Here is a 24,998-nt window from a genome sequence, read left to right as displayed (position 1 = left end):
CGTGCTCCAGCGGCTAAAACTCCACGAACATAACGGACGAACAACATGGCCAAAGCCGCAAACATCAAGATCAAGCTTCTGTCGACCGCCGACACCGGTTTCTTCTACGTGACCAGCAAGAACAGCCGCACCAAGACGGACAAGCTGTCGTTCCGCAAATACGATCCGGTCGCCAAGAAGCATGTCGAGTTCAAGGAAACCAAGATTAAGTAATCTGGTTTCCTGCTCCAAAAACCAAAACGCCGCCCCTCTGGGCGGCGTTTTGGTTTTCAAGGCTTCGAAAAGTCCGATATTTCCGATGCTTAGCGCAGAGTCTCGATGTCTTTTCGGAAAGAGGGGGCCGGTCGGCGTTTGGCAGCGGTACGAGGAGGCCACTATGTGCCAGCGCCGGCCGGCCGACCCCACGGACCCAGGAGATGCGGCGGACCTGAGAATCATGGGGTATTCTTCGGATCGACCCGGCAACTACCCTCGCGCCGGTTCCGTCATTGGTCTGCACATTTGCGCAACAGCTTACGAAAATCAACAATTTCTTAACCAAGCGCTGCGAATCGCTTGCGTTAAGGTAAATTCGTAACCCTGTCGCACCGACTGGATAATCGGCGCTACGCCGCCTTGGCGACGACGCGATTACGGCCGGCGCTCTTGGCTTCGTAGAGCGCGAGGTCGGCGCGTTTCATCAGCCCGGCAACCGAGTCCACGCCCTTCAGCACCGACGACACGCCGACGCTGACGGTAACCTCGATCGTCTTGCCATCGAGACCGACGGCAAACGGCATCTGGGCGATTTCGGCGCGAATGCGCTCTGCGACCTTTTCGGCGACCGCGCCGTCCGTGTCCGGCATCACCACGACGAATTCCTCGCCACCGAAGCGGCAGGCGAGATCGATGCCGCGCACATTCTTGCGCAGCCGCCGCGCGAATTCGCGCAGCACCTCGTCGCCGCCGTCATGGCCGTGCGCGTCGTTGATGGTCTTGAAGCGGTCGAGATCGGTGATCATCACCGACAGCGGCCGCCGCCGCGCCACGGCACGGTCGAACAACGTCTGCAGATGGCTGTCGAGGTAACGGCGATTGTGCAATCCCGTCAGGGCGTCGGTCACCGCCATCTCAATGGTTTGGGTGACGCTGGCGCGGAGTTGGTCGTTGTAGCGCTTGCGGCGCACTTGCGTGCGCAGCCGAGCGGTCAGCTCCTGCTGGTCGATCGGCCGCATCAGATAGTCGTTGATGCCGAGTTCGAGGCCGCGGATGATGCGCTCTTCCTCACCCTCCTGCGCCAGAAGGATGATCGGCAGGAAACGGGTGCGATCGAGCGAACGCAGTTGCGAGCAGAGCCTGAGCGGATCGAAATCGGCAAAGGCCGTCGAGATCATCACGCATTCATAGGGGGTCTCGGCGGCCTGGAAGAAGCCGGCATGCGGATCGGTGGCAATGTCGAGGTCAGCGCTGCCGCGCAGCATTTTCTGGACGCGCTCGAAGGAGGACTTGCGCTCGTCGATCAGCAGAACTTTCGGCGTTGTGTCTGCGGAAGCGAAGTTGCGGCTCAACAGCTCCTCGATGCCGATATTGCGCGTGGTCGAGGCGCGCAGGCGCAGCTCGTCGGTCAACGTCTTCAGCCTGACCAGGCTTTTGACGCGCGTCATCAATTGCAGATCATTGACCGGCTTGGTCAGAAAATCGTCGGCGCCGGCCTCAAGGCCGCGCACCCGGTCCGAAACCTGGTCGAGCGCGGTGATCATGACGACGGGTATGTGCGACGTCGCCGGATCGCTCTTCAGCCGCCGGCAGACCTCGAACCCGTCCATATCGGGCATCATCACGTCGAGCAGAACGACATCGACCTTGCCGTTTTCGCAGGTCTCGATCGCGTCCAGCCCGTTGGTGGCGGTCAGCACCTCGAAATATTCGGCAAGCAGCCGGACCTCGAGCAGCCTCACATTGGCAGGGATGTCGTCGACGACGAGGATCCGTGCAGTCATCTCACAAAGCTCCGGCTCGGCTGGAAAGGCGCATCAGGCGTCGCCCAGGTAGGATTTGATCGTTTCGATGAAACGCGGCACCGAGATCGGTTTGGAAATATAGGCTTCGCAGCCACCCTGGCGGATGCGCTCCTCATCGCCCTTCATCGCGAATGCAGTGACGGCAATGACCGGTATGACATGGAGGTCGTCGTCCTCCTTCAGCCATTTGGTCACTTCCAGCCCCGACACTTCGGGCAGCTGGATATCCATCAAAATGAGGTCCGGCTTGTGCAGTCGCGCCAGATCCAGCGCTTCCAGGCCGTTGCGCGTGCGTACCGTCTCGTAACCGCTCGCTTCGATGAGGTCCCGAAAGAGCTTCATGTTGAGCTCATTGTCCTCGACGATCATGACCTTCTTAGGCATCAAATTCCCGTTCCGGCCTGCCTTCCACTCGAAGGATACCGCTATGCGCCCTCGCCGGCACGCATCAAACCCTGCTCGACTCTACGGCAATATAATTGACGAAACGGAAACCGGCTGCCGGAAAAGCTTCGGATTTCGCCTAGAATACCGCATTGCCGAGGTAGATGGCTTGCCGCAGGCGACGCTTGCGATTACTGCCAAAAAGAGACTCATTCCACCGCGCAAGAAGGTAGCGATGGCAAACGCAGCGTCAATGCGCGAGGAAGCGGAAACCATCGCCGTGAAGGCGTTGGGCTTTGTCGCCGCCGATCCGGAACTTCTGCCCCGCTTCCTGGCGATCACCGGTATCGAGGCGCATTCCATCCGCCAGGCTGCCAGCGAGCCGGGATTTTTGGCCGGCGTGCTGCAGTTCATCCTCGCCCACGAGCCGACGCTCATGCGGTTCGCGGAGGAAACCGGCACGCCGCCGGCTTCCGTCGGCAAGGCGTTGCGGGCGCTGCCGCTTGGCGACGACAATCATGAGCATTCCATATGAGCGACGATCCCGAAACAGCGCGCCAGATCGAGGAACTGGCCGCCGACGACTGCGTTTCCAAGCGCCCCGGCAGAACCGCTTAGCCGGGGCTCACGAAAGCGCCTACGGCGTCGTTTCTTCTGCTTCATCATTCGCAACCGGATCGGCCGGCTTCAGCATGGCGCCGTTGACCATCACCGAACCGTCGGCCTTGGTGTTAATGATCCATTCCAACCGGCCGTCCGGCAGCGTCTTGCCAAACCCTTTGATCGCCAGCACTACCGGGAAATACTGCGCGGCTTCCGGCTCCGACTTCGCCGCCGCCTGCAGGCTTTCCACGATCTTGTCGTAGCCGGCTATATCGATCGTCACATTTGCCTCGGGCTTCATGCCGGGGAACGTCATCTCGCCTTCCAGTGCAATTTCCACGTCGCGGTTCTTCACCGTGCTGTGGCCGATGACCATCTTCGGCGCTTTGGCCATGAAATCGGCGGTCAGCGTTTCGCCGAAGCCGGCCGCCAGCGGAGGATTCTGATTGAGATCAAAGGCTTCGATCGCCTTTTTCGCCATGCTGTCGAGATCGATGTTGGCGCCGCCGAAATTCAGATCGATGTCGGTGGGCAACAGCGCTGTGCTCCAGCCGGGGACAAGATGCTGAGGGATCGTCAATCCCGCCGCCTTGATCGAATAGTTGATCGCTCCGTTCTGGGCGATGCCGTCGGACCCGAAGCTAGTGCCCAGCTCCGTCGCACCGAAATGTCCCACCGGGCTCTCGACAGTGAAATCCTTGAACCCGTAGTTTCCGTCGATCCGCTCCCACAGCGGCAGCGCGGCGAGCAAAAGGGATTTGAGCTGCGCCTGGTTGGCCTTCAGCTTGGCCTCGTCTTCATTGGCGACCGCAAATGCTAGCAGATCGAGAAACGGCTTTGTCCTCAAGCCTTTGCCGGTCGCATTCACCCACAATTCTGGCGATTTGATCGTAAGCGGGAATTTCAGCCCGCTTTTTGGGTCGTCAACGTCGATCGCTTCAACAAAGCCGGCCATCGTCTGTGTCATGGTGAAATCGACACCGCCATTCGCGGCCTTGGTTGCGTTCATGGAGGCCGTACCCGCGCCGGTCCTTATTTCCATGTGTTGCACGGCATCCCGTGAGATCATGGTCATACCGGTCATCAATGTCGTAGCATTGGCGAAAGTTGCCAGCTCGGGATCATAGACCCCGGCAAACTTGCCGCCTTCGACCGAGAACTGCGTGCTCTGTGGCCCCTGCGGTCCGTTGATCTCGAAGGAAGCTCTCGTCGTGAAATCCCCCGAGATATCCCATGTCGCGTCGCTGCGCGGTTTGGCCAGCAGGACATAGGGCGCAAAATCGAACTTCAGCAAATCCTGCTTCGGCAGCATTCCGGCAAGCGCCTTGAAGTCGAAGGCGATCTTGTATGCATCACCTTCCACCGAGACCTTCAGGACGCCTTTGTCGATCGCCTGGCTACCGACGTAGCGCGACAGATTTTCGGAAAGCTGCTTCGCACCCTCGCCATCGACGGCCTGGGCGAAAGCGGGCGCGCTAAGCGCGAGAACGAAGACGGCCGGCAGAACACGGGTCACGCAGAATCTCCGTTGCTATTCTTGTAGTAGAAAACTCCAACCGCAACCGTAAGCCGAAACGGGCGAGGCGCAATCCCTCCCAGGCGTTGGATTGAGGAGCTTCACGTCGCCTTCTTCGGTGTGACGACGCAAGCGGCCCGGGCATTGAGCAGGCCCCAGCCGAAGACGGCGTCCTTGCCCGGCGCACCGAGATCTTCCGCCGACTTGCCGAGTGCGTCGTGAATGTCGGCTGCGGTGGCGTTGCTGTTTGCCGATTTCATCAACGCCGCTGCGGCGGTAACAAACGGCGCCGCGAAGGAGGTGCCGGTCTTTGGCCGGGCGCCGCTGACCGAAGCGGCCGTCCACACTTCGACACCGGGAGCGGCCAGATCGATATGCTCGCCGCGCCCGGCACGCCTGTAGGGACGTTTCATGCGGTCCACCGCCGTCACCGCGATCACATCCGCGTAGGCCGCTGGAAAGGAAGGTCCGGCCTTTGGGCCGCCATTGCCGGCGGCGGCGACGATCACCATGCCGCGGTCGGCAAGCCTTCGGACAAACTGCTCTAGAAGCGCATTCGCAGGACCCGACAGGCTCATATTCGTCACCTGCACGCCGCGCACGGAAAGAAGATCGAGCGCGCGAAGAAGATCATAGACGTCCGAGCGGTCATCCTGGCGATCGCCCCGGTGAAACGCATCGACCGCGATCAGCCTAGCGTGCGGCAGGAGGCCCGGGGCACGGCTGTCGACGCCGCCGACGAGCAGGGCCGCGACGGCGGTGCCGTGCTGGCGGCCGGACTCGGGAAAGCCGTCGTCCGACAGGCGAAGAACTTCGACCCGGCCTTTCGCGAAGGCGGCATGCGCAGGATTGATCGCCGTGTCGATGAGGCCGATCGTGACATTGCCACCGCAGCCGGCGGGAAGGCCTATATCGGCCGGCCAGCCGATCAGGCCCGCGGCGGCGCAGTGGGGTCCGGCACATTCGGCTTCTTGTCCGGGCCGGTAGTAATGCACGAAATCTGCTGTCGACTGCGGACCGGCGTCGATGACAAGCTCGCGTGCAGCCTCCAGCGGCGTATTGGGTGGTATGCGCAGCCGGACCAGCTCCGTTCCCAGAAGCTGGATGTCGGCGCGGTCCAGGACGGTGAAGCCCGTTGCCTGAAGCCGACCGATCTCAGCCGAACTCAGCCCGGTCGCGACGATCTGGTCCGGCGCCCGGGACGGCAAAGGGACGGCCGGCCGTTGCGCGCGCCTGCCGCCGCCTCGTCTTGGCGGCCGCGGAAGAAACCGATCCGTCAGCGAGAGAAACAGATTAGGTCCGGTCGACCGCCGGGGAGCCGTTCCCGACCCACCAGACGACGGGCCGGATCGACCGCCGTCATCACCACCGCCACCATCGTCGCCGCCACCGTCATCACCACCACCATCATCATCGGCGAACGCCGATCTTGGTCCGAACTCTGCGGGCGCCATCTGGCCGCTCGGCGCTTGGGGATCGACCAGCAACGCGACAGCTACCCAGAACGGCAGCAGGGCCTTTGGTCTCAGCCATGAGGTGGCGTCCATAGTTTCCCTTCCGGCCGTTGCCGATTTTCAACATCGCGAGGCTAGCGGACCTATCCGGCAATAAGCTAGCGTTGCGAGGAACGGGCGCGGGGCCGCTTTATTCCAGAACTTGGAGCAACATGCCGGAAAAAACCGACCGCGTCCAAGATCAGCTAGTCGCTTTTCTCCCGAATCTGCGCCGCTTCGCGATTGCGCTCTGCCGGTCCCGCGATATGGCGGACGATCTGGTTCAGCGAGCCTGCGAACGGGCGCTCGCCAACGAGCAGCGTTTCGAACAAGGGACGCGCTTCGACGCGTGGATGTTCAAGATTCTCCGAAATCTGTGGATCGATGACATCCGCAAGCGCAAGGTCGCCGGCCCGCAGGACGATATCGACGAGCGCCATGACATCGCCGGCGTTTCCGGTGAGCGCGAGATGGAGGCGCGGCTGGCGCTGAGCGGCGTCGCGCAAGCCATCGGCGAGCTCCCCGGCGACCAGCGCGACGTGCTGCTTCTGGTCTGCGTCGAAGAGCTTTCCTACAAGGAAGCCGCCGAAATCCTTGCCGTGCCGATCGGGACGGTGATGAGCCGGCTGGCCCGGGCGAGGAAGAATCTGGCGGAGGCTACTGGAATATCCACGGCGCCCACCCGTTCTGCGGTCACAAAAGGGGCTACGAAATGACCGAAGAGACTTTTTCGGACGAGATCCTGATGCGGTTCGCCGATGGTGAGCTTGATCCGGAGACTGTCGCCAGGATCGAGCAGGCGATGGAGATCGACGACCGTCTGGTTACCAGGATTGCTATGTTCATCGAAACCAGAGCGCAGGCGCAGGCCGCGCTGAAGCCGCTGCTCGATGAGCCGGTTCCCGAAAAGCTTGTCGCGGCCGTCGAGCAAATGGTCGAGGCCAAGCGTGCCAGCGAGAAGGCGGCATCGGTATTGCCATTCGGCGGCGGGCGTATGGCGGGACCTCCATCCAGATCCCAATGGCTGCTGCCAATTGCCGCCTCTCTCGCGGCCGTCGTCGGCGCGCTCGCCGGGTATTGGGCTGCAGGCACCAACGAACGCGCACAGGGCGGGCTGTGGGTTGCCGGCGTTATCAGGCCAGCCCTCGGCCAAGCGCTTGAAACCGTCGAATCCGGGAAGGAAATCAAGCTCGCCGGGATCAGCGACCGGTTCCGGGCTATTGCCACCTTCCGCAACAATTCGCAGGATTTGTGTCGCGAATTCGAGGTCGACTCGCAGGACCGCTCCACGGTGATGTCGGTCGCCTGCCGTTCCGGCGACGAATGGCGCGTCAGCTTCGCGGTCGTGGCGCCGGGCGACGCCGGAGGCTATGCCCCGGCCTCGTCGGCCGAAGCCCTCGACGCCTATCTTTCGGCGATCGAAGCAGGCACTCCGATGTCAGCCGAGGAGGAAATTCAAGCGCTGACCGAGGTCCGTCAGAAGGACCCGTAAGTGAAGCTGCAACGCGCCGGCTCTCTCTGAATGGAATAAACCCGGCAATCGCCCGTTACTCCGCCGGACCGCAACTGCCGGTCCAGTCTCAAAGAGGAGTAACTACCATGACAAGACACTGGAAACTCAAGTCGACCCTGGTCGCAGGAATGGCAGCGCTCGCAAGCACCGCGGCGCAGGCGAAGGAGTATCCCGCGGCGCCCCTGGAAACCGAGCGTCCGCCGGCCGCAATGACCAGCCAAAGCGACGGTGCCTTCATCGTCGCGGGCAACAGTTCGTCAAATTCGAGCTCCAACTCGTCGAGCAATTCGAGTTCGAACTCGTCGTCCAACAGTTCGTCGAATTCCAGCTCCAATTCGTCGAGCAACTCAAATTCGAACTCATCGTCGAACAGCTCCTCCAATTCGAGCTCGAATAGTTCGGATCGCGGGCCGCGCCACTGGCGGTCCCGCTAGAGCATCGGGCCCTAGAGATAGAGCGGCGGTACGCTTCGACTTGAAAGTCCGCCGCTCTATCGATCCCACAAAGAAACGGGGGCCCAGCGGCCCCCGTTTCGCATTCTTCTCCGGGAAAAAGTTAGCGGGCCGCGCGGGCCCATTTGCGATACCAGCCTTCGCTTGCAATCGTGTTGCGATAGACCGTTTCGCGCTCCGTCGCCTCGGCTCCGGTCTCCGCCCGTATCTCTGCCTTGAGCGCCGCACCTTCGCGGCGAACCGGTATGACCTGGACGAGTGGCGTGCCCTTTTCAATGACGTAGAGGCCATCGGGCGCAGTCGCGAAGAATGGAAAATGGATGTCGGCTGCATAAGTGTCGGTATCGACGATACCGGCGACGCATTCGAAAGGCTGAGCCGGCCTGTTAAGCGGCGGCAGGAACAAGGAACTCCAGCCCGGCGGGGTGCGGATCGACCAGTAATTGTGAAACTTGCACGGCGGGCCCGGCTCCTTCGGGTTGCCGGCGACCTGATGGGCGCCATGATTGCTCACCATAGTCCTGTCGAACTCCCAGCCGGCATCGACGGTGCGGCCGCCATTCTTGACCTCAAGGCGGACCGTCGCCGCAAGCGGCAGGATCCAGCCGGTTGTCATCGCATCGAGAAACGGCATGCAGCGCTTGACGGTCAGACCGTTGTTGGTGGCCGACGCATGCTGCGAATCGACCGCCGGCAATTTGCGGAACCAGTCCGGCAGGACCGTCTTGGCCGCCACTGGCGGGGCGATGACGCCATGGTCTTCCGGCCGACAGAGAAACCGGATCGAGCGAGAGGTCTGGGGAAAATGGAACATCGATAGCCTCCATGGAAAAATCCGAGGAGGAACGGGCCGCAGGCGGATTTATTCCTGCTGAACGTCAACCGTCTGATTGCAGGCAGGCCACGATAATTCGGGCGCCGCCGAGCGAGAACAGCGACAGCGGCGCGCACAGCAGCACTGGCTAAAGCACCAATCGCATCAGCGGCCGGCCTGCCTTGCGCTCGACCAGCCTCTCGAAGCCGGCTTTCTCGAAGACCCGCGACGAGCCGACGAACAGGCCGATCGAACGCGAATCTTTCGACACATCGATCGGACATGCCTCGACCAGTCGCGCCCCATTTTGACGGGCAAACTCGATGCCGCCTTCGACCAGGCGATGGGTGACGCCCCTGCCGCGCGCTTTAACGCGGATGAAGAAGCACGAAATTGCCCAGACGCCCGGATCCGCGGCATCGGCGGGATCGACCGGCGCCGACCCCCTGCCCTTATTGTTCCATTCGGGCACGTCGGCGCGCGCGCCGATCTGCATCCAGCCAACCGCCTTGCCATCCTCGAACGCCAGCAGGCCAGGTGGCGGCCCAGCCTCGATCCGCGCCTTGATGTGGTCCTTGTTGCGCTCCCGGTTGCTGGCGCGGCGAGCTGCCGGCGACAGCCGGAAATGTGTACACCAGCAGCCGTAACAGGCGCCTTGCTTACCGAAAAGATCTTCGAAATCCGCCCAAAGCTCGGGCACCAGCGGCGCTATGGTCGCATTCATGAGCTCTCTCCCGGCCCACCGCCTTGTCGTGGCGTCCGTCCTGACGTACCATTGCATTTGTTCTCTTTATGTTCGCAGCGATGGCGGCTTCTGTCAACAATCCCGATCACGGTTTTTGCCGCGACTGCCTGAGCTTCCAGCGCAGCGAGGCACGGCGTTGCGATCGCTGCGGCAGCCCGCGGCTTGCTCGCCATCCGGAACTCTACCGGCTGCATCTTGCCCATATCGACTGCGACGCGTTCTACGCGGCGGTCGAAAAGCGCGACAACCCTGCGCTGAAAGACCGGCCGTTGATCATCGGCGGCGGCAAGCGCGGCGTCGTCTCCACCGCTTGTTACATCGCCCGCATCCACGGGGTGCGCTCGGCGATGCCGATGTTCAAGGCGCTCGAAGCCTGCCCGGAAGCGGTCGTCATCCCGCCGGACATGGAAAAATATGTGCGCGTCGGCCGCGAGGTGCGCGCCATGATGCAGGCGCTGACGCCACTGGTCGAACCGATCTCCATCGACGAAGCGTTTCTGGACCTTGCCGGCACCGAGCGCCTGCATGGCTTGCCGCCGGCGGTGGTGCTGGCACGCTTCGCGCTCGGTGTGGAGGAAGAGATCGGCATCACCGTTTCAGCAGGGCTTTCCTACTGCAAGTTCCTGGCCAAGGTGGCGTCGGATTTTCGCAAGCCGCGCGGCTTTTCGGTGATCGGCGAAGCCGAAGCATCAGGCTTTCTGGCCGAACAGCCGGTGACGCTGATCTGGGGTGTGGGAAAAGCCTTCGCCGCCACGCTTGAACGGGACGGCATCCGGATGATCGGCCAATTGCAGCGCATGGAGCGCGGCGACCTGATGCGCCGCTACGGCGTGATGGGCGACCGGCTCTACTATCTTTCGCGCGGCGAGGACGACCGCCGCGTCCACCCCGACCAGGATGCGAAAAGCGTCTCGGCGGAGACCACCTTCGACACCGACATCGCATCCCTGGATGAATTGGTTTCGGTGCTGAGGGCGCTGTCGGAAAAGGTCTCCGGGCGCTTGAAGAAATCCGGCATTGCCGGGCGCACCGTCGTGCTGAAGCTGAAGACCCAGGATTTCAAGACCCGCACGCGCAACCGCCAGCTCGGCGACCCGACACGGCTGGCCGACCGCATTTTTTCGACCGGGCTCGAGCTGCTGCGCAAGGAAACGGATGGCACAAGATACCGGCTGCTTGGCATCGGTGTCAGCGACCTTTCAAATGACGAAAAGGCCGATCCGCCCGATCTCGTCGATATCCAGTCGCGCAAGCGCGCCATGGCCGAAGGCGCCATCGACACGCTGCGCGACAAGTTCGGCCGCAGGGCGGTGGAGACCGGCTATACCTTCGGCAAGGGCCGCAGCGCCCATCCCCCCAACCCGATCGAGGACTGAGCATGATGCCGAGAACTGGTATCCGGTTTTTGCTTCGCTGAACCTTCGGTTCGAAAAAGATCATGCTCAAACAAGAAGATAGAGCGGCCTTCAGATGCGCCTCAAATCGATCCGGCTGGTCATCACGCGCTCGCCGGTTTTCGGGTCGACGTCGATAACGGTCAGCCGCATGCCGTCCTCGCCGTTCTTCTCGACCGTCATTTGCGCGGTGCGATCGCCGTTGACCTCCTTCGCCCAACGGATGCCGAGATTGATGGCATTGCCCGAGCGCCTGCCGCTTAGCTGCGCCGGCCCTGTACGGGATCCGACATAGGTGCCACTATACTTCGCCCCGCTGGACTTCAGATCAGCACTGATGGCGCGCGTCACCACGACAAGACCGCGGCAGGTGCCGTCCAGCGACAATGAGCTCGATGTCGCGTCGGAATTGAAGCGGCAGGAGACGTTCACCGTCGGCGCATCGGTGGTTACCTTGACGGTCCCCTTGCCGGCGAAATTCCCCTGGAACGAGCGGAGGAACTCGGCTTCGTCGGCGTGAGCTGCGCCCGCCGCAGCCGCCAGGCAGCCGGCGATTACAAATCGTGCGAATGATTTCATCGGATCTCTCCTCGTTGAGATCGGAAACAAGGCACTTCCTGCTAGGCAGGTAAACACTACGAATCAACGCCTGCCACTTCGGCAGGTTCCGCCTTCAACATGACTGTTTTGCAACACGTCACTTCTGGCCCAGCCGAATGCGTCGACTAGCGGTTGCAGTGAAAGTCCCGGCTTGCGACATAGCGCGCATGGCACCCTCACCATCGATACCCAAGGCCGCATTCTGGATGGCGCTGTCGATCGCATCGTTTCTGGCGATGTCGGTCGCCGGCCGTGCCACGACGGCCGAGCTCAACGTCTTCCAGGTGTTGGAGCTGCGCTCGGTCATCGGCTTTTTCATCCTCCTGCCGCTGGTGATGATATCAGGCGGTTTTGCGGCAATGCGCACCAAACGGCCCTTGGCCAATATCGTCCGCAACGTCGTCCATTTTATCGGCCAGGCGGCGTGGCTTTACGCCTTGACGCTGATCCCGCTGGCCGTGCTGATCTCCATCGAATTCACGACGCCGATCTGGACGGCCATCCTGGCGGTCGGCTTCCTCGGTGAAAGGCTAAGCCGGCCCAAGGTTGCGGCGATCATGCTGGGGCTGATCGGCGTGATGATCATCGTGCGTCCGGGAGCGGGCTCCGTCGATCCGGGACATGTCGTCGTGCTGGGCGCCGCCGTCTGCTTCGGCATATCCGTGGTTCTGGTCAAGTCGCTGACGCGGACGGACAGCGTCGTGCGCATCATCTTCTGGATGCTGCTTATCCAGTCGGTGCTCGGCCTTGTCCCGGCGCTCTACGAATGGCGCAATCCGCCGCTCGAACTGTGGCCGTGGATCCTGCTGATCGCCTTCACCGGCATGTCGTCGCATTTCTGCATGGCCCGCGCGCTCGCCTATGCCGACGCGACCGTCATCTCGCCGATGGACTTTTTGCGCGTGCCGCTGTCGGCGCTGATCGGCTGGCTGCTTTACCACGAGCAGATCGACGCTTTCACTGCCGGCGGCGCCTTGCTGATCCTGATGGGCAATCTGCTCAATCTGCAACGGAAAGCGACGAAACCGGCTGAGATCGCGGTATCATAGTTCCGTCGGAGCTCAAATACCGTCGTCGGGTATCTTGAGAAGATGCCCGCAGGCCTTGCAGTGGACGGCGTCGGGCTCGTGCCGCTGAAGGCCGCATTGCGGGCACGGGAAGAAGACCTTGGCGGGGCGGAAGAGCGCCTGCGCCAGCCTGACGAACAGCGATATGCCGATGATCATGGTGACAATCGCGGTGAGCTTGCCGGCTATCCCCGGCAGCACGATGTCGCCGAAACCGGTCGTTGTCACCGTCGCGACGGTGAAATAAAGCGCGTCGACATAGCCTTCGAGACCGGCCCCGGTGCGGAAGAAGAAGGTGTAGACGAAGCCGGTGACGACAAACAGGAATGTCAGGAGATTGATAACCGCGTGGCTTGCCTCGCGCCATTTTTTGAGGCCGCGCATCTCGAAATACCGCCACAGCGCGCCGCTGCGCGACAGCGACCACAACCGCAGGATGCGCAGGAAACCCAGATTGGCCAGCGCCGAAGGCATCAGCAACGTCAGCAGGATGAAGGCGTCGATCCACGACGCCGGCTGTTTCAGCAGGCGCAGCATGTCATTGGAGGCTAGCAGCCTGGCAATCATGTCGGCGGCGACAAGTGCTGCGACAGAATAATCAAGCCAGAGGAACGAGGACGACTCCTGGATCACCGGTGTGGCGATGAAGAAGGCGATGATGGCAAGGTCGATGATGATCGCCGCCAGTTGAAACCGGAAAGCCGCAGGTGTGCGCCCGTGATAAAGCTTGCGCAACGTATCGCGCAGCCGCGCCAAGGCTGATAACTCCCGCGCTCCGTCCTTGTCTGCCGCCTTCATGGCAACTGCGATAACGTTCGCTGCAACAGCCGTCCAGTGGGCAGAGCAGGGATAAGCCGCCGTGGGTTGAGAACATCCGGAGAGTTTCAGACCCGGAAAGCAATTCAGACCGGTTCCGCCTCGATGATGCTGATGCGAGGTCCGGCTTCAACAATATTCGCGACCCGGAAATCCGACGCTGCAAGCAGCACCCTGAATTCTTCCGCCGTGCGCTCCTGCCCGCCCGGCATGACCAGCATGTTCAGATCGCCGAATTTTGCGCCGGCGCCTTCGTTGGGCGGCGCCAGAATGCTCTCGAGCACCAGCAGTTTGCCTTCTGGGCGCATTGCCCGGCGGCAGGTTTTCAGGATGCGGATGTTTGTGTCGTCGTCCCAGTCATGCAAGATCCATTTAAGCACAATCGCATCGGCGCCCTCGGGCACCGAGACGAAGAAATCGCCGGCAACGATATCGCAACGATCGGCCACGCCCGCGGCGTCAAAGACCGGGCCGGCCTTTGCCACGACCTGCGGCTGATCGAAAAGAATGCCGCGCTGGCCGGGATTGCGGCAGAGGATTTCGGCAAGCAGCGCGCCCTGCCCGCCCGCGACATCCATGACGACAGAGAACGGCCGGAAGTCATAGGCCGCGATCACCGCGGCGGCGACGCCACGCGACATGGCCGTCATCGCCCGGTCGAAGATGACGGACTCTTCCGGATGCTCCGCCCGATATTCCCAAACGCCCTTGCCATGAGCATGGCGAAAGGCGTTTTCGCCGGTGCTGACACTGTGCAGCAGATCGCTCCATGCCTGACGGAAATAGGGCCGTCCGGCCAGGATAGCCCACGGCGCGACCGAATGCTGAACATCGGATCGCAACGCGCTGCCAACCGGGGTCAGTGAGAAGAGCCGGTCTTCCGCTTCATGGAACACGCCGACCGACGCAAGGGCGCGCAACAGCCGGTAGAGCGCCTGGGGATGGGTATTGGTCAAAGCGGCAAGGTCGCCGCTGGTGCGTTTTCCGTCCTTGAGATGGTCTGCGATGCCTAGCGTGGCGGCGACGCATATCGCCTGAGATACCTGGAACCCATTCACCATCTTCTGGAGTTCGGCAGCGGCTGTCCGCTCGTCCATGACGCGCTCCCCCGGCCGCCAAAAGAGCCAGGCCGCCGAGCTCACAATACCAGCGGCGTTACCACCGGGCAATGACGGCACTGGGCGTGCCGGCGCTGACCGACGAGATACGGTCGAAATAAACGGAACCGTGCTAATCCCGTTAGGTCACACCAGTTCCACTTCCACCACGCCCGGCACCGCGCGCATCGCCGACGCGATCTGCGGCGAGACACGGTAACGGTTGGGCAGCTCGATCTCGACCTCGCCCTGCGCCTCGTCTTTGATAACGATAATGCTCACCTGACTGTCGCCGCGCTGGGTAAGCTGCGATTGAATCGCCGACGCCGGTCGGTCATTCCTGACAAAGATGCGCAAGGCCTTCTGTATGCGGCTTGCCTCGTCCTCCAGCGACTGCACGGTCTGGATGCGCAGATTGACGCCTTCGGGCCTGTCCTCGGCCGAAACGGTGATCACCACCGAACGGCCGGGCTCGAGCAGGTCTCGATACTGCGCCAGCCCTTCGGAAAACAGCACTGCTTCATACTGGCCCGACGTGTCGGAAAACTGCACGACGCCCATCTTGTTGCCGGTACGCGTCTTGCGCTCTTGTTTGGTGGTGACGGTTCCGGCAAGCCGCCCGGCGGCAGCACCGCGTTTGACGGCGGCCGAGAACTCGGCCCAGGTCTGCACCCGCATCTTCTGCAGCGCCGCCTTGTATTCATCCAGCGGATGGGCGGAGAGATAGAAGCCGACCACCTGAAATTCACGGTGCAGGCGGTCGGCGGCAAGCCATGGGTCGGTCGCCGGCAGGTTGAGCGCCTGCGACTGCGCGCCGAGCGAGGCGCCGAAAATGTCGTGCTGGCCCGACATTGCATTCTGCTGCGCCAGCGACGCCAGCCCCATCATCCGCTCGACGCCCGCCATCATCGCGGCGCGGTCGTGGCCGAAGCAGTCGAGCGCGCCAGCCATGATCAGGCTTTCGAAGACCCGCTTGCCGACGATCTTCGGATCGACCCTTTCGCAGAAATCGGCGAGGTTCTTGAACGGTTTTTCGCCGCGCATGGCGACGATATGCTCGACCGCCGCGTCGCCGACGCCCTTGAGCGCGGCCAACGAATAGAAGATCCGGTTCTCGCCGACTTCGAAGGCGCGGAAGCTCGTCATCACCGAAGGCGCCACGACATCTATGCCGAGGCGCAGCGCATCCTGGCGGAAATCGGCGAGCTTGTCGGTGTTGCCCATATCCAGCGTCATCGACGCGGCCAGGAACTCGACCGGGTAGTGCGCCTTCAGATAGGCCGTCTGGTAGGAGACGACCGCGTAGGCGGCGGCATGCGATTTGTTGAAACCGTAGTCGGCGAACTTTGCCAGCAGGTCGAAAATGAAGTCGGCTTGCGGCTTGCCGACGCCGCGCTCGACCGCGCCCGAGACGAAGCGCTCGCGCTGCTTGTCCATCTCGGCGCGGATCTTCTTGCCCATGGCGCGGCGCAGCAAATCGGCTTCGCCCAGCGAATAGCCGGAGAGCTCCTGCGCGATCTGCATAACCTGTTCCTGGTAGACGATGACGCCCTGCGTCTCCTTCACCAGGTGGTCGATCTTCGGGTGGATCGACGCCATCTCCTCCTCGCCATGCTTTCTGGCGTTGTAGGTCGGGATGTTCTCCATCGGCCCCGGCCGGTAAAGCGCGACCAGCGCGATGATGTCCTCGATACAGTCGGGCCGCATGCCGATCAGCGCCTTGCGCATGCCGGCACTTTCCACCTGGAACACGCCGACCACTTCGCCGCGCGACAGCATCGCGTAGGTGTCGGGGTCGTCGAGCGGAATGTGGGCGAGATCGATCTCGATGCCGCGGCGGCGGATCAGCTTGACCGCGGTCTCCAGCACCGTCAGCGTCTTCAGGCCGAGGAAGTCGAACTTCACCAGCCCGGCCTGCTCGACATACTTCATGTTGAACTGGGTGACCGGCATGTCGGAGCGCGGGTCGCGGTACATCGGCACCAGCTCCCACAGCGGCCGGTCGCCGATGACGATGCCGGCAGCATGCGTCGAGGCGTGGCGGTAGAGCCCTTCCAGCTTCTGCGCCATGTCGAGCAGCGTCTGCACGATCGGCTCGCGCTCTGCCTCTTCGGCAAAGCGCGGCTCGTTGGCGATGGCGTCGGCGAGCTTGACTGGATTGGCCGGGTTCGACGGCACCATCTTGGAGAGCTTGTCGACCTGGCCATAGGGCATCTGCAGCACGCGACCGACATCGCGCAGCACCGCGCGGGCCTGCAGCGTGCCGAAGGTGATGATCTGGCCGACCTGGTCGCGGCCGTATTTCTGCTGGACGTAGCGGATGACTTCCTCGCGCCGGTCCTGGCAGAAGTCGATGTCGAAGTCGGGCATCGACACGCGGTCGGGATTGAGGAAGCGCTCGAACAGCAGCGAGAAGCGCAGCGGATCGATGTCGGTGATGGTCGTCGAATACGCGACCAGCGAGCCGGCGCCCGAACCGCGGCCCGGCCCGACCGGAATGCCCTGCGCCTTCGCCCATTTGATGAAGTCGGCGACGATCAGGAAGTAGCCGGGGAACTTCATCTTCTCGATGATGCCGAGCTCGAATTCCAACCGTTCGCGATATTGTTCGACTGTGTAGCTAGGCGCCAGTCCGTGTGCGGCGATCCGCGCCTCCAGCCCTTCATGCGCCTGTCTGGCAAGCTCCTGCGCCTCCGCCTTCACCGCCGCATCGGCGTCAGCGACATCGCCGCCGGCAAAGCGCGGCAGGATCGGGTTGCGGGTCTTGGGATAATAAGAGCAGCGCAGCGCGATCTCGACGGTGTTGTCGATCGCTTCGGGCAGATCGGCGAACAGCCTCGCCATGTCAGCCTGGCTTCTCAGAAAATTGTCGGGCGACAGGCGGCGGCGATTGTCGACGGCGACGACCGAGCCTTCGGCGATGGCGATCAGCGCGTCATGCGCCTCATAGTCGTCGCGCGAGGAGAAAAACGCCTCGTTGGTGGCGACCAGCGGCAGGTCATTGATATAGGCGAGATCGACCGACGATTGCTCGATGGCCCGGTCATAGCCGGAAACCCGGTCCAGCTCGACATAGAGCCGGTCGCCGAACAACGCCTTGAGCGCCAAAAGCCGCGCCTCGGCGAGGTCGCGGCGGTCCTCCTTCAAGGCATTGCCGATCGGGCCGCGCGGCCCGCCGCTGAGACAGATCAGGCCGTCGCAATGGCCTTGCAGCATTTCGGTCGTCAGATGCACCGCCTCGCCGGGCGGCGTTTCGAGATAGACCCGGCTGACCAGCCTGACCAGATTGCTGTAGCCGGCCTCGGTCGCCGCGATCAAAACCACCGGCCGCATCTCCGGGCCTTGCCGCCTGCGGTCGCGCTGGCTGTCGCTGGCTTCGCCGGAAAAGGCGAGAGTGGTCTGGCAGCCGATGATCGGCTGGATGCCCTCCTTCACCGCTTTCTGCGCGAATTCGAGCGCTCCGAACAGATTATTGGTGTCGGTGACGGCGATCGCCGGAGCCTCATACTTGACCGCATGGCCGACAACCGTGCTGAGCTGCAAGGCGCCTTCGAGCAGCGAATAGGCCGAATGCACGCGCAGATGGATGAACGGCCGCGCCGGCACTTCCGGCCGCGACGCCTTCATAAAAGCCTCGCGCCGCAAAGGGTCGCGTGGAAGTGTCTCATTCGCCATGGTTTTTTAGCGCCGCTTGAAAGGACTCAGTCGATGAAGATGTATTGTCCGGCACCGGACGATGCGAGTCCAGCAATTGCCAAGCCTTGCAAGTTCGCGATCGTTGCTTTGTGACGGCATCTATGCTAGGAATATATGCATGGTGCTGATTTGCGCCAACGACCCCCCGCCGAGGCGGGTTTCTATTTTCAGCGTCACGCGAATTCCATAATCACCGCATCGACCGCGAGACTGTCGCCCGGCTTCGCCTTGAGTTTCGACACGGTGAGATCGCGCTCGGCACGCAGCACGTTTTCCATCTTCATCGCCTCGACCACGGCCAGCGTCTCGCCGGCCTTGACCTCCTGCCCCTCGGCAACCGCGATCGACACGACGAGGCCGGGCATCGGGCAGAGCAGCATCTTCGACGTGTCCGGCGCCACTTTTTCCGGCATCAGCCTCTCGAGCTCGGCGGTGCGCGGCAGCATGGCGCGTGCGGTGACCGACATGCCTTTCCAGGCGATGCGAAACCCGTTCAGCACCGGCCTGATCTGCGCGGCAACCCTGCTATCGCCGACCGTGCCGCGCCAGATTAGGTCGCCCGGCCGCCAGTCTGACATCACCGTCAGCGCCTTGCCGCCGTCGATCGACAGATCGAGCTTCATTGGAATGGAAATCATGCCTTCGAGTATCGAGGCCAAAAGGTAATCCTCTCCGACCTTGACCACCCAGTCGCGTTTCAGGGCACCCGAATGCGGCGCCAGCCGCCCGCCCAGTCGGTCGAGCCGGTCGCGGCGCAGCAGTTCGACCGCGGTGACAATCGACGCGAGCACGGCCTTCTCCTCGCTATCAGGCACGATCGGCGCGAACCCGTCAGGATATTCCTCTGATATGAAGGCGGTCGATATCAGCCCTTCCCGCCAGCGCGGATGCTGCATGAGTGCTGCCAGGAACGGTATGTTGTGCTCGATGCCGTCGACGACGAAGCTGTCGAGCGCTTCCGACATGGCGTCGATCGCGGCGAGCCGCGTCGGCGCCCAGGTGCACAGCTTGGCGACCATCGGGTCATAGAACATCGAGATTTCCGACCCCTCGGTGACGCCGGTATCGTTGCGGATGACGATTTCGCCGAACTGTCCCTCTTCCGGCGGCCGGTATCTCGTCAGCCGGCCGATCGACGGCAGGAAATTGCGATACGGGTCCTCGGCGTAGAGCCGGCTTTCAACCGCCCAGCCGTTCAGCTTGACGTCACTTTGCTTGATAGCGAGCTTCTCGCCGGCAGCTATGCGGATCATCTGCTCGACCAGATCGATGCCGGTGACCAGCTCGGTCACCGGGTGCTCGACCTGCAATCGCGTATTCATTTCAAGGAAATAGAAGTTTTTTTCGCTGTCGACGATGAACTCAACCGTGCCGGCGCTCTGATAGTCGACCGCCCTGGCCAGCGCCACCGACTGCTCGCCCATGGCTTTCCGTGTCTTGGGGTCGAGGAAAGCTGAAGGCGCCTCTTCGACGACCTTCTGGTTGCGGCGCTGGATCGAGCATTCGCGCTCGCCGAGATAAAGCGCGTTGCCATGCGCGTCGGCCAACACCTGGATCTCGATGTGGCGCGGATCGACCACGAACTTCTCGATGAAGACGCGGTCGTCGCCGAACGAGCTTTTGGCCTCCGAACGCGCCCGGTCGAACCCGTCGCGCACCTCGGCCTTGCTCCAAGCGATGCGCATGCCCTTGCCGCCGCCGCCGGCCGAGGCCTTGATCATCACGGGATAGCCGATCTCACCGGCTATTTTCTCGGCATGGCCGGCATTCTCGATGACGCCAAGCCAGCCGGGCACGGTCGACACGTTTGCAGCGTTGGCGAATTTCTTCGATTCGATCTTGTCGCCCATCGCCCTGATCGCTCTGGGTTTTGGGCCGATGAAGACGATGCCCTCCTTCTCCAGCGCCTCACAGAACGATGCGCGTTCGGACAGAAATCCGTAGCCGGGATGCACGGCTTCAGCACCCGTCGCCTTGCAGGCGGCGATGATCTTCTCCGGCACCAGATAGCTCTGCGAGGCCGGCGAAGGCCCGATATGCACCGCTTCGTCGGCCATCTCGACATGCACGGCGTCGCGATCGGCGTCCGAATAGACCGCCACGGTTGCGATGCCCATCTTGCGCGCCGTCTTAATGACGCGGCAGGCGATCTCGCCACGATTGGCGACCAGGATTTTTGTGAACATGCGGGTTTTGTTCCCTCGGCTGCCTTTCTTTTATGGGCTTCGCCCAGCCGGTCAAGGCCCCGGCTGATCAAGGCAAGTTGGCGCATATCCCGGGCGCAAGTCGCCTAGTGACGACCAAACCCGGCTATGAACTGTCAATTCGTCCCATAGTCCAGAACCTGCAGATACGCTAATGCTCGGCCCCGATTGCAGATTTGCCCTGAGAGGAGATTCCCGATGAAAACCCGTGCCGCTGTCGCTGTCGCCGCCGGAAAGCCGCTGGAGATCCTGGAGGTCGACCTCGACGGCCCGCGCGCGGGCGAGGTGCTGGTCGAGATCAAGGCGACCGGCATCTGCCACACCGACGAGTTCACGCTGTCGGGCGCCGATCCTGAAGGCATCTTTCCGGCGATCCTCGGCCATGAGGGTGCGGGAATCGTCGTCGATGTCGGCAAGGGCGTCACCTCGGTCAAGAAGGGTGACCACGTCATCCCGCTCTACACGCCGGAATGCCGGCAATGCCCGTCCTGCCTGTCCAGAAAGACCAATCTGTGCACCGCGATCCGCGCCACGCAAGGGCAAGGCCTGATGCCGGACGGCTCGTCGCGCTTCTCGATCGGCAAGGACAAGATCTTCCACTATATGGGCTGCTCGACCTTCTCCAATTTCACCGTGCTGCCCGAGATCGCGGTGGCCAAGGTCAATCCCGACGCGCCCTTCGACAAGATCTGCTACATCGGCTGCGGCGTCACAACCGGCATCGGCGCGGTGATCAACACGGCCAAGGTCGAGATCGGCGCCACGGCCGCCGTCTTCGGCCTCGGCGGCATCGGCCTCAATGTCATCCAGGGACTGCGCCTTGCCGGCGCCGACATGATCATCGGCGTCGACCTGAACAACGACAAGAAGGAATGGGGCGAGAAATTCGGCATGACGCATTTCGTCAATCCGAAGGAGATCGATGGCGATATCGTGCCGTATCTCGTCAACATGACCAAGCGCGGTGCCGACCAGATCGGCGGTGCCGACTATACGTTCGACTGCACGGGCAGCACCAAGGTGATGCGGCAGGCGCTTGAGGCATCGCACCGCGGCTGGGGCAAGTCGGTCGTCATTGGCGTTGCCGGCGCCGGCCAGGAGATCTCGACGCGGCCGTTCCAGCTCGTCACCGGCCGCACCTGGATGGGCACCGCCTTTGGCGGCGCGCGCGGCCGCACCGACGTGCCGAAGATCGTCGACTGGTACATGGACGGCAAGATCGAGATCGACCCGATGATCACCCACACGCTGAAGCTGGAGGACATCAACAAGGGTTTTGACCTGATGCATGAGGGCAAGAGCATCAGGAGCGTGGTAGTTTACTGACGAGAACCACAAGCCGCTGATCGACCGGTCCGCGACCTGGTTTCGAAAAGAAAGGGGCAGATAAAAACGCCGAAAAACTGCATCCGAAAGTCGACAATAGACTGCCCAAGGAAAAGACCGATTTTGCCCGCGAGACGCTGGTCTGCGCCTTCAATTAGAATATGATAAAATTTGGGTTTGATGATTTGAGGTCATGCCACCATGGTCAGAAAAGTTGTTCTCGTCGTCGGCATTTTAACTTTCATTTCTACTCTTCAAGCGCTCTCTCAATCGTTTCAGGGCTCTTTTGAATTTCGGTGGACAACAGATCCTCAAAATCAGCACCGCATTATGATGCTACTCTCAGACGCTTCTTTTACCGACAAAGCCGGAAAGATATGGAGCGTTCCCAAAGGCACAAATATTGATGGAGCATCTATTCCGGCGCCACTATGGTCATTCGCTGGCTCACCGTTTGTTGGAAACTACAGACGCGCCTCTGTTATCCACGACCGATTTTGCGACACCAAAACCGAACGCGCATCAGATGTTCACAAAATGTTTCGTGAAGCGATGGAGGCTGATGGCGTCGGGTATTTGGAGCGGCTAAGCAAATATATGGCTGTTAGCGCTTATAGCGTCGTCACCGGCGCATGCGGAAAAGAAGAAGACACGTTAAGAAAACTCTTTTCATCGAACGACTTTCAAGGGGTGCTTAAAAGTGACGAGCTTTTTAAGCAGCTTGATACTTATAAGGTAGACATGAGAAAATTGGATACCGTTGCCTCAAGAGCTGACACTATTAAATCCATTGCCAAGATTGAAAATCCACTGACATTCGCGGCGCTAACTGAGTTTCGGCGTATCCCGTCCAACCAGAACTACGCGACGCTCGAAACAGCAATTAAGGCAGAGCAACCAACGGAAGCCGAGGCCGATCAACTGGTGTTGTTGGCAAACGCCACCGTTCCAGAAGGCAGTATTTCGTTGCCGGGGCAATAGACCTTGAATTTGACGCGCCCCGCCATTTATGTCGATGCTGATGCCTGTCCGGTGAAGGCCGAGGTCGAGAAAGTCGCCGAGCGCCATGGCGTCGTCGTGACCTTCGTCTCCAATGGCGGCCTGCGCCCGTCGCGTGATCCGATGGTCCGCAACGTCGTCGTGTCCAAGGGCGCCGACGCGGCGGACGACTGGATCGTCGACAATGCCAAGCCCAACGACATCGTGGTGACATCAGACATCCCGCTTGCCGCCCGCACGGTGGCGCTCGGCGCCCATGTGCTTGGGCCGACCGGGCGCCCGTTCACGCCGGAAACGATCGGCATGGCGGTGGCGATGCGCGACCTCAAGCAGCATCTGCGCGAGACCGGCGAGAGCAAGGGCTACAATGCCAGTTTCGCGCCGCAGGACCGCTCGCGGTTTCTCGGCGAGCTCGACCGCATCTTGCGGCGTGCGCTGAAATCCGCCGCACTGGGTTAGCGCTTCGACCTCGAACCGGACGTCAGCGCAGCAAAACCGGGAATCGATCTTCGGCATCATGCGCACAGGCAAAAGTGCTATAATGTCCGAGTCCTAAAAGACGGGCGGCGGTAAGACGGACCGCCATCAGGGGCCGGGCCATGACGACCGAGACGCCGCTGAAGAAACCACTGCATCGCCACATGCAGTTCGCGGTGTCGGCCTGCATCGGTGTAGTGGCACTGGCGATCGCGTTGGTTTTGCGCGCACCCATCGCCTATTCGATCGGCGCCAATGCGTTCTTCGCCGCCTACACCGTCATCGTCGTCGCCCAGATGCCGCTGCTCACCGGCCGCTATCTGAGCAAGAATGCCCGCGCCACCGACCAGCCGGTGCTGGTCATCTTTGCCGTGACGCTGATTGTCGTCGCCGTCGCCATCGTCTCGTTGTTCCAGTTGATCAATCGAGGGGGCAGCCCACATCCTGTCGAACTCACCTTCGCGCTGGTGTCGATCCCGCTCGGCTGGTTCACCATCCACGCCATGACGGCGCTGCACTACGCACATGTTTATTGGCTGAACGATGAAGAGACCGACCCCGGCAGCAAAGCGAAGCAGAAAAAGCCCGTCGGCGGCCTCGTATTTACCGGTAAGGAGCGGCCGGACGGCTGGGATTTCCTCTATTTCTCGACCACCGTCGGCATGACCTCACAGACCTCCGATACCACTGTCTCGACCACGCATATGCGTCGCATCGTGCTTTTGCATTCGATCGTGTCGTTCTTTTTCAATACAGTGATCGTCGCAGCAGCGGTCAACCTCGCCGTCAGTCTTGGAAGCCAGTAGTATCGGGTAGCTCGTAATAATTCCGTGATCGGATGAAACATCGTTTTGGCTGGCAACGTATTGGGAGGAGAACGATCGGAAAGGCCGACTGAGCGGCCGGGAGACGCGAAAAAATGGAATCGGTTGCCAGGAGCCAATCCGCCATCGAGCCAGATACTGCCGCGCCGAAGGATGCAACGCTGATCTACCGGCAGTCGCGCTGGACGCGGCTGACGCATTGGCTCTGGGCCATCTCGCTGTTCTTCATGCTGCTTTCCGGCCTGCAGATCTTCAACGCCCGCCCCCAGCTCTATATCGGCAAGGAGTCGGGATTCGCCTATGACAACACCATCTTTGCCATCGGCGCCGAGAACACCGCAAACGGCCCGCGCGGCTACACCGAAATCTTCGGCAAGCGCTTCGATACGACCGGTGTGCTCGGCTGGTCGGGACCGGCGGGTCGGGAGACGTCCCGGGCTTTCCCGTCTTGGGCGACGATCCCCTCCTATTACGACCTCGGCACCGCCCGCGTCGTCCATTTCTTCTTCGCCTGGATACTAACCACGACGCTGGTCGTGTGGCTGGTCGCCAGCCTCATCAACGGCCATCTGCGCCGCGATCTTGCCCCGCGCATCGACGATCTCAGGCGTTTGCCGCGAGACATCGCCGATCATGCCAGGTTCAAGTTCCGTCACAGACGCGAATACAACACGCTGCAGAAGATGGCCTATGGCGGCGTCATGTTCGTGCTGCTGCCGCTGATGATCATCACCGGCCTTGCCATGTCGCCGAGCATGAACGCGGTGCTGCCGTTCCTCAACGATCTGCTTGGCGGCAGGCAGACGGCGCGGACGATCCATTTCATCGTGATGCTGCTGCTCGTCGCCTTCTTCATCATCCATATCCTGATGATCTTCGCCGCCGGCCCGATCAACGAGCTGCGTTCCATCATCACCGGCTGGTACCGAACCGACCCGCCGGCGCATGGCAGCAAGACGCCTCAGAGGAGTGCGTGAG

Annotated in this window: 23 protein-coding genes; 11 read left to right on the top strand and 12 right to left on the bottom strand. The window is 61.8% G+C overall.

Annotated features, from left to right (window positions below):
* Positions 1-45 precede the first annotated feature (45 nt).
* Positions 46-213: a 50S ribosomal protein L33 gene (gene rpmG, locus EJ075_RS26715; protein WP_006201775.1), complete on the top strand. Its 168-nt coding sequence runs from the start codon at positions 46-48 to the stop codon at positions 211-213.
* A 392-nt stretch (positions 214-605) separates the two neighbouring features.
* Here rpmG and EJ075_RS26705 read toward each other — a convergent pair whose 3' ends face one another.
* Positions 606-1,979 carry a PleD family two-component system response regulator gene (locus EJ075_RS26705; protein WP_095485371.1) on the bottom strand — a complete coding sequence of 458 codons (1,374 nt, stop codon included), beginning with the start codon at positions 1,977-1,979 and terminating at the stop codon, positions 606-608.
* A 33-nt stretch (positions 1,980-2,012) separates the two neighbouring features.
* Complete coding sequence (locus EJ075_RS26700) at positions 2,013-2,369, bottom strand: response regulator (protein WP_287247952.1); 357 nt, start codon at positions 2,367-2,369, stop codon at positions 2,013-2,015.
* 250 nt (positions 2,370-2,619) lie between these two features.
* On the opposite strand from EJ075_RS26700, the gene EJ075_RS26695 reads away from it, so the two are divergent.
* Positions 2,620-2,919 (top strand): DUF3572 domain-containing protein, encoded by a 300-nt coding sequence (locus EJ075_RS26695; RefSeq protein ID WP_095485583.1) that lies wholly within the window; start codon positions 2,620-2,622, stop codon positions 2,917-2,919.
* Between the two features lie 102 nt (positions 2,920-3,021).
* Here the strand turns inward: EJ075_RS26695 and EJ075_RS26690 are convergent, their stop codons facing one another.
* Both EJ075_RS26690 and EJ075_RS26685 read right to left on the bottom strand, forming a co-directional pair.
* Positions 3,022-4,503 carry a hypothetical protein gene (locus EJ075_RS26690; RefSeq protein ID WP_126106387.1) on the bottom strand — a complete coding sequence of 494 codons (1,482 nt, stop codon included), beginning with the start codon at positions 4,501-4,503 and terminating at the stop codon, positions 3,022-3,024.
* Between the two features lie 101 nt (positions 4,504-4,604).
* A complete protein-coding gene (locus tag EJ075_RS26685) occupies positions 4,605-6,050 on the bottom strand; it encodes a S8 family serine peptidase (RefSeq protein ID WP_245329857.1) in 1,446 nt (481 codons plus the stop codon).
* Positions 6,051-6,169: 119 nt separating this feature from the next.
* Between EJ075_RS26685 and EJ075_RS26680 the strand changes: the two genes are divergently transcribed.
* Together EJ075_RS26680 and EJ075_RS26675 are read left to right on the top strand one after the other, a co-directional pair.
* Positions 6,170-6,712 carry an RNA polymerase sigma factor gene (locus EJ075_RS26680; RefSeq protein ID WP_095485373.1) on the top strand — a complete coding sequence of 181 codons (543 nt, stop codon included), beginning with the start codon at positions 6,170-6,172 and terminating at the stop codon, positions 6,710-6,712.
* Entirely contained in the window at positions 6,709-7,488 is a 780-nt protein-coding gene (locus EJ075_RS26675) for an anti-sigma factor (protein WP_126106386.1), read from the top strand. The genes EJ075_RS26680 and EJ075_RS26675 overlap by 4 nt, the downstream gene beginning before the upstream one ends.
* Before the next feature lie 88 nt (positions 7,489-7,576).
* Here the strand turns inward: EJ075_RS26675 and EJ075_RS33285 are convergent, their stop codons facing one another.
* The 3 genes from EJ075_RS33285 to EJ075_RS26660 all read right to left on the bottom strand — a co-directional run bounded on the left by EJ075_RS33285 (position 7,577) and on the right by EJ075_RS26660 (position 9,499).
* Positions 7,577-7,891, bottom strand: coding sequence for a hypothetical protein (locus tag EJ075_RS33285; protein WP_164547194.1), 315 nt, complete (start codon positions 7,889-7,891; stop codon positions 7,577-7,579).
* A 173-nt stretch (positions 7,892-8,064) separates the two neighbouring features.
* On the bottom strand, positions 8,065-8,775 hold the full coding sequence (locus EJ075_RS26665; RefSeq protein WP_126106385.1) for a DUF6065 family protein: 711 nt from the start codon (positions 8,773-8,775) through the stop codon (positions 8,065-8,067).
* Positions 8,776-8,923: 148 nt separating this feature from the next.
* Positions 8,924-9,499: a GNAT family N-acetyltransferase gene (locus EJ075_RS26660; RefSeq protein WP_126106384.1), complete on the bottom strand. Its 576-nt coding sequence runs from the start codon at positions 9,497-9,499 to the stop codon at positions 8,924-8,926.
* A gap of 68 nt (positions 9,500-9,567) precedes the next feature.
* On the opposite strand from EJ075_RS26660, the gene EJ075_RS26655 reads away from it, so the two are divergent.
* A complete protein-coding gene (locus EJ075_RS26655) occupies positions 9,568-10,896 on the top strand; it encodes a DNA polymerase IV (RefSeq protein WP_126106383.1) in 1,329 nt (442 codons plus the stop codon).
* 90 nt (positions 10,897-10,986) lie between these two features.
* Here the strand turns inward: EJ075_RS26655 and EJ075_RS26650 are convergent, their stop codons facing one another.
* Positions 10,987-11,493, bottom strand: a complete 507-nt coding sequence (locus tag EJ075_RS26650) for a hypothetical protein (protein WP_126106382.1) — start codon at positions 11,491-11,493, stop codon at positions 10,987-10,989.
* Positions 11,494-11,681: 188 nt separating this feature from the next.
* On the opposite strand from EJ075_RS26650, the gene EJ075_RS26645 reads away from it, so the two are divergent.
* A complete protein-coding gene (locus tag EJ075_RS26645) occupies positions 11,682-12,563 on the top strand; it encodes a DMT family transporter (RefSeq protein WP_126106381.1) in 882 nt (293 codons plus the stop codon).
* 12 nt (positions 12,564-12,575) lie between these two features.
* Here EJ075_RS26645 and EJ075_RS26640 read toward each other — a convergent pair whose 3' ends face one another.
* The 4 genes from EJ075_RS26640 to EJ075_RS26625 form a co-directional block, all read right to left on the bottom strand.
* The gene (locus EJ075_RS26640; RefSeq protein WP_095485381.1) at positions 12,576-13,379 is read right to left on the bottom strand and encodes a potassium channel family protein; all 804 of its coding nucleotides are present in this window, start codon (positions 13,377-13,379) and stop codon (positions 12,576-12,578) included.
* A 104-nt stretch (positions 13,380-13,483) separates the two neighbouring features.
* On the bottom strand, positions 13,484-14,494 hold the full coding sequence (locus EJ075_RS26635; protein ID WP_126106380.1) for a methyltransferase: 1,011 nt from the start codon (positions 14,492-14,494) through the stop codon (positions 13,484-13,486).
* 147 nt (positions 14,495-14,641) lie between these two features.
* A complete protein-coding gene (dnaE, locus tag EJ075_RS26630) occupies positions 14,642-18,121 on the bottom strand; it encodes a DNA polymerase III subunit alpha (protein ID WP_206437515.1) in 3,480 nt (1,159 codons plus the stop codon).
* A 242-nt stretch (positions 18,122-18,363) separates the two neighbouring features.
* Complete coding sequence (locus tag EJ075_RS26625) at positions 18,364-20,376, bottom strand: acetyl/propionyl/methylcrotonyl-CoA carboxylase subunit alpha (RefSeq protein ID WP_126106378.1); 2,013 nt, start codon at positions 20,374-20,376, stop codon at positions 18,364-18,366.
* Between the two features lie 216 nt (positions 20,377-20,592).
* Between EJ075_RS26625 and EJ075_RS26620 the strand changes: the two genes are divergently transcribed.
* The 5 genes from EJ075_RS26620 (at position 20,593) to EJ075_RS26595 (ending at position 24,997) form a co-directional block, all read left to right on the top strand.
* Complete coding sequence (locus EJ075_RS26620; RefSeq protein WP_091597176.1) at positions 20,593-21,720, top strand: S-(hydroxymethyl)glutathione dehydrogenase/class III alcohol dehydrogenase; 1,128 nt, start codon at positions 20,593-20,595, stop codon at positions 21,718-21,720.
* 201 nt (positions 21,721-21,921) lie between these two features.
* Positions 21,922-22,701, top strand: a complete 780-nt coding sequence (locus EJ075_RS26610) for a DUF1353 domain-containing protein (protein WP_126106377.1) — start codon at positions 21,922-21,924, stop codon at positions 22,699-22,701.
* Between the two features lie 9 nt (positions 22,702-22,710).
* Positions 22,711-23,178, top strand: a complete 468-nt coding sequence (locus EJ075_RS26605; protein ID WP_095485585.1) for a YaiI/YqxD family protein — start codon at positions 22,711-22,713, stop codon at positions 23,176-23,178.
* Between the two features lie 140 nt (positions 23,179-23,318).
* A complete protein-coding gene (locus EJ075_RS26600) occupies positions 23,319-24,002 on the top strand; it encodes a DUF1345 domain-containing protein (protein ID WP_126106376.1) in 684 nt (227 codons plus the stop codon).
* Positions 24,003-24,115: 113 nt separating this feature from the next.
* Entirely contained in the window at positions 24,116-24,997 is an 882-nt protein-coding gene (locus EJ075_RS26595; RefSeq protein WP_095485387.1) for a cytochrome b/b6 domain-containing protein, read from the top strand.
* The last annotated feature ends 1 nt before the right edge of the window (position 24,998 follow it).

The organism is Mesorhizobium sp. M6A.T.Cr.TU.016.01.1.1 (assembly GCF_003952585.1).
Taxonomy (GTDB): domain Bacteria; phylum Pseudomonadota; class Alphaproteobacteria; order Rhizobiales; family Rhizobiaceae; genus Mesorhizobium; species Mesorhizobium mediterraneum.
The sequence above is the reverse complement of the archived record's forward strand: the minus strand, read 5'-3'. Positions and strand labels throughout refer to the sequence as shown.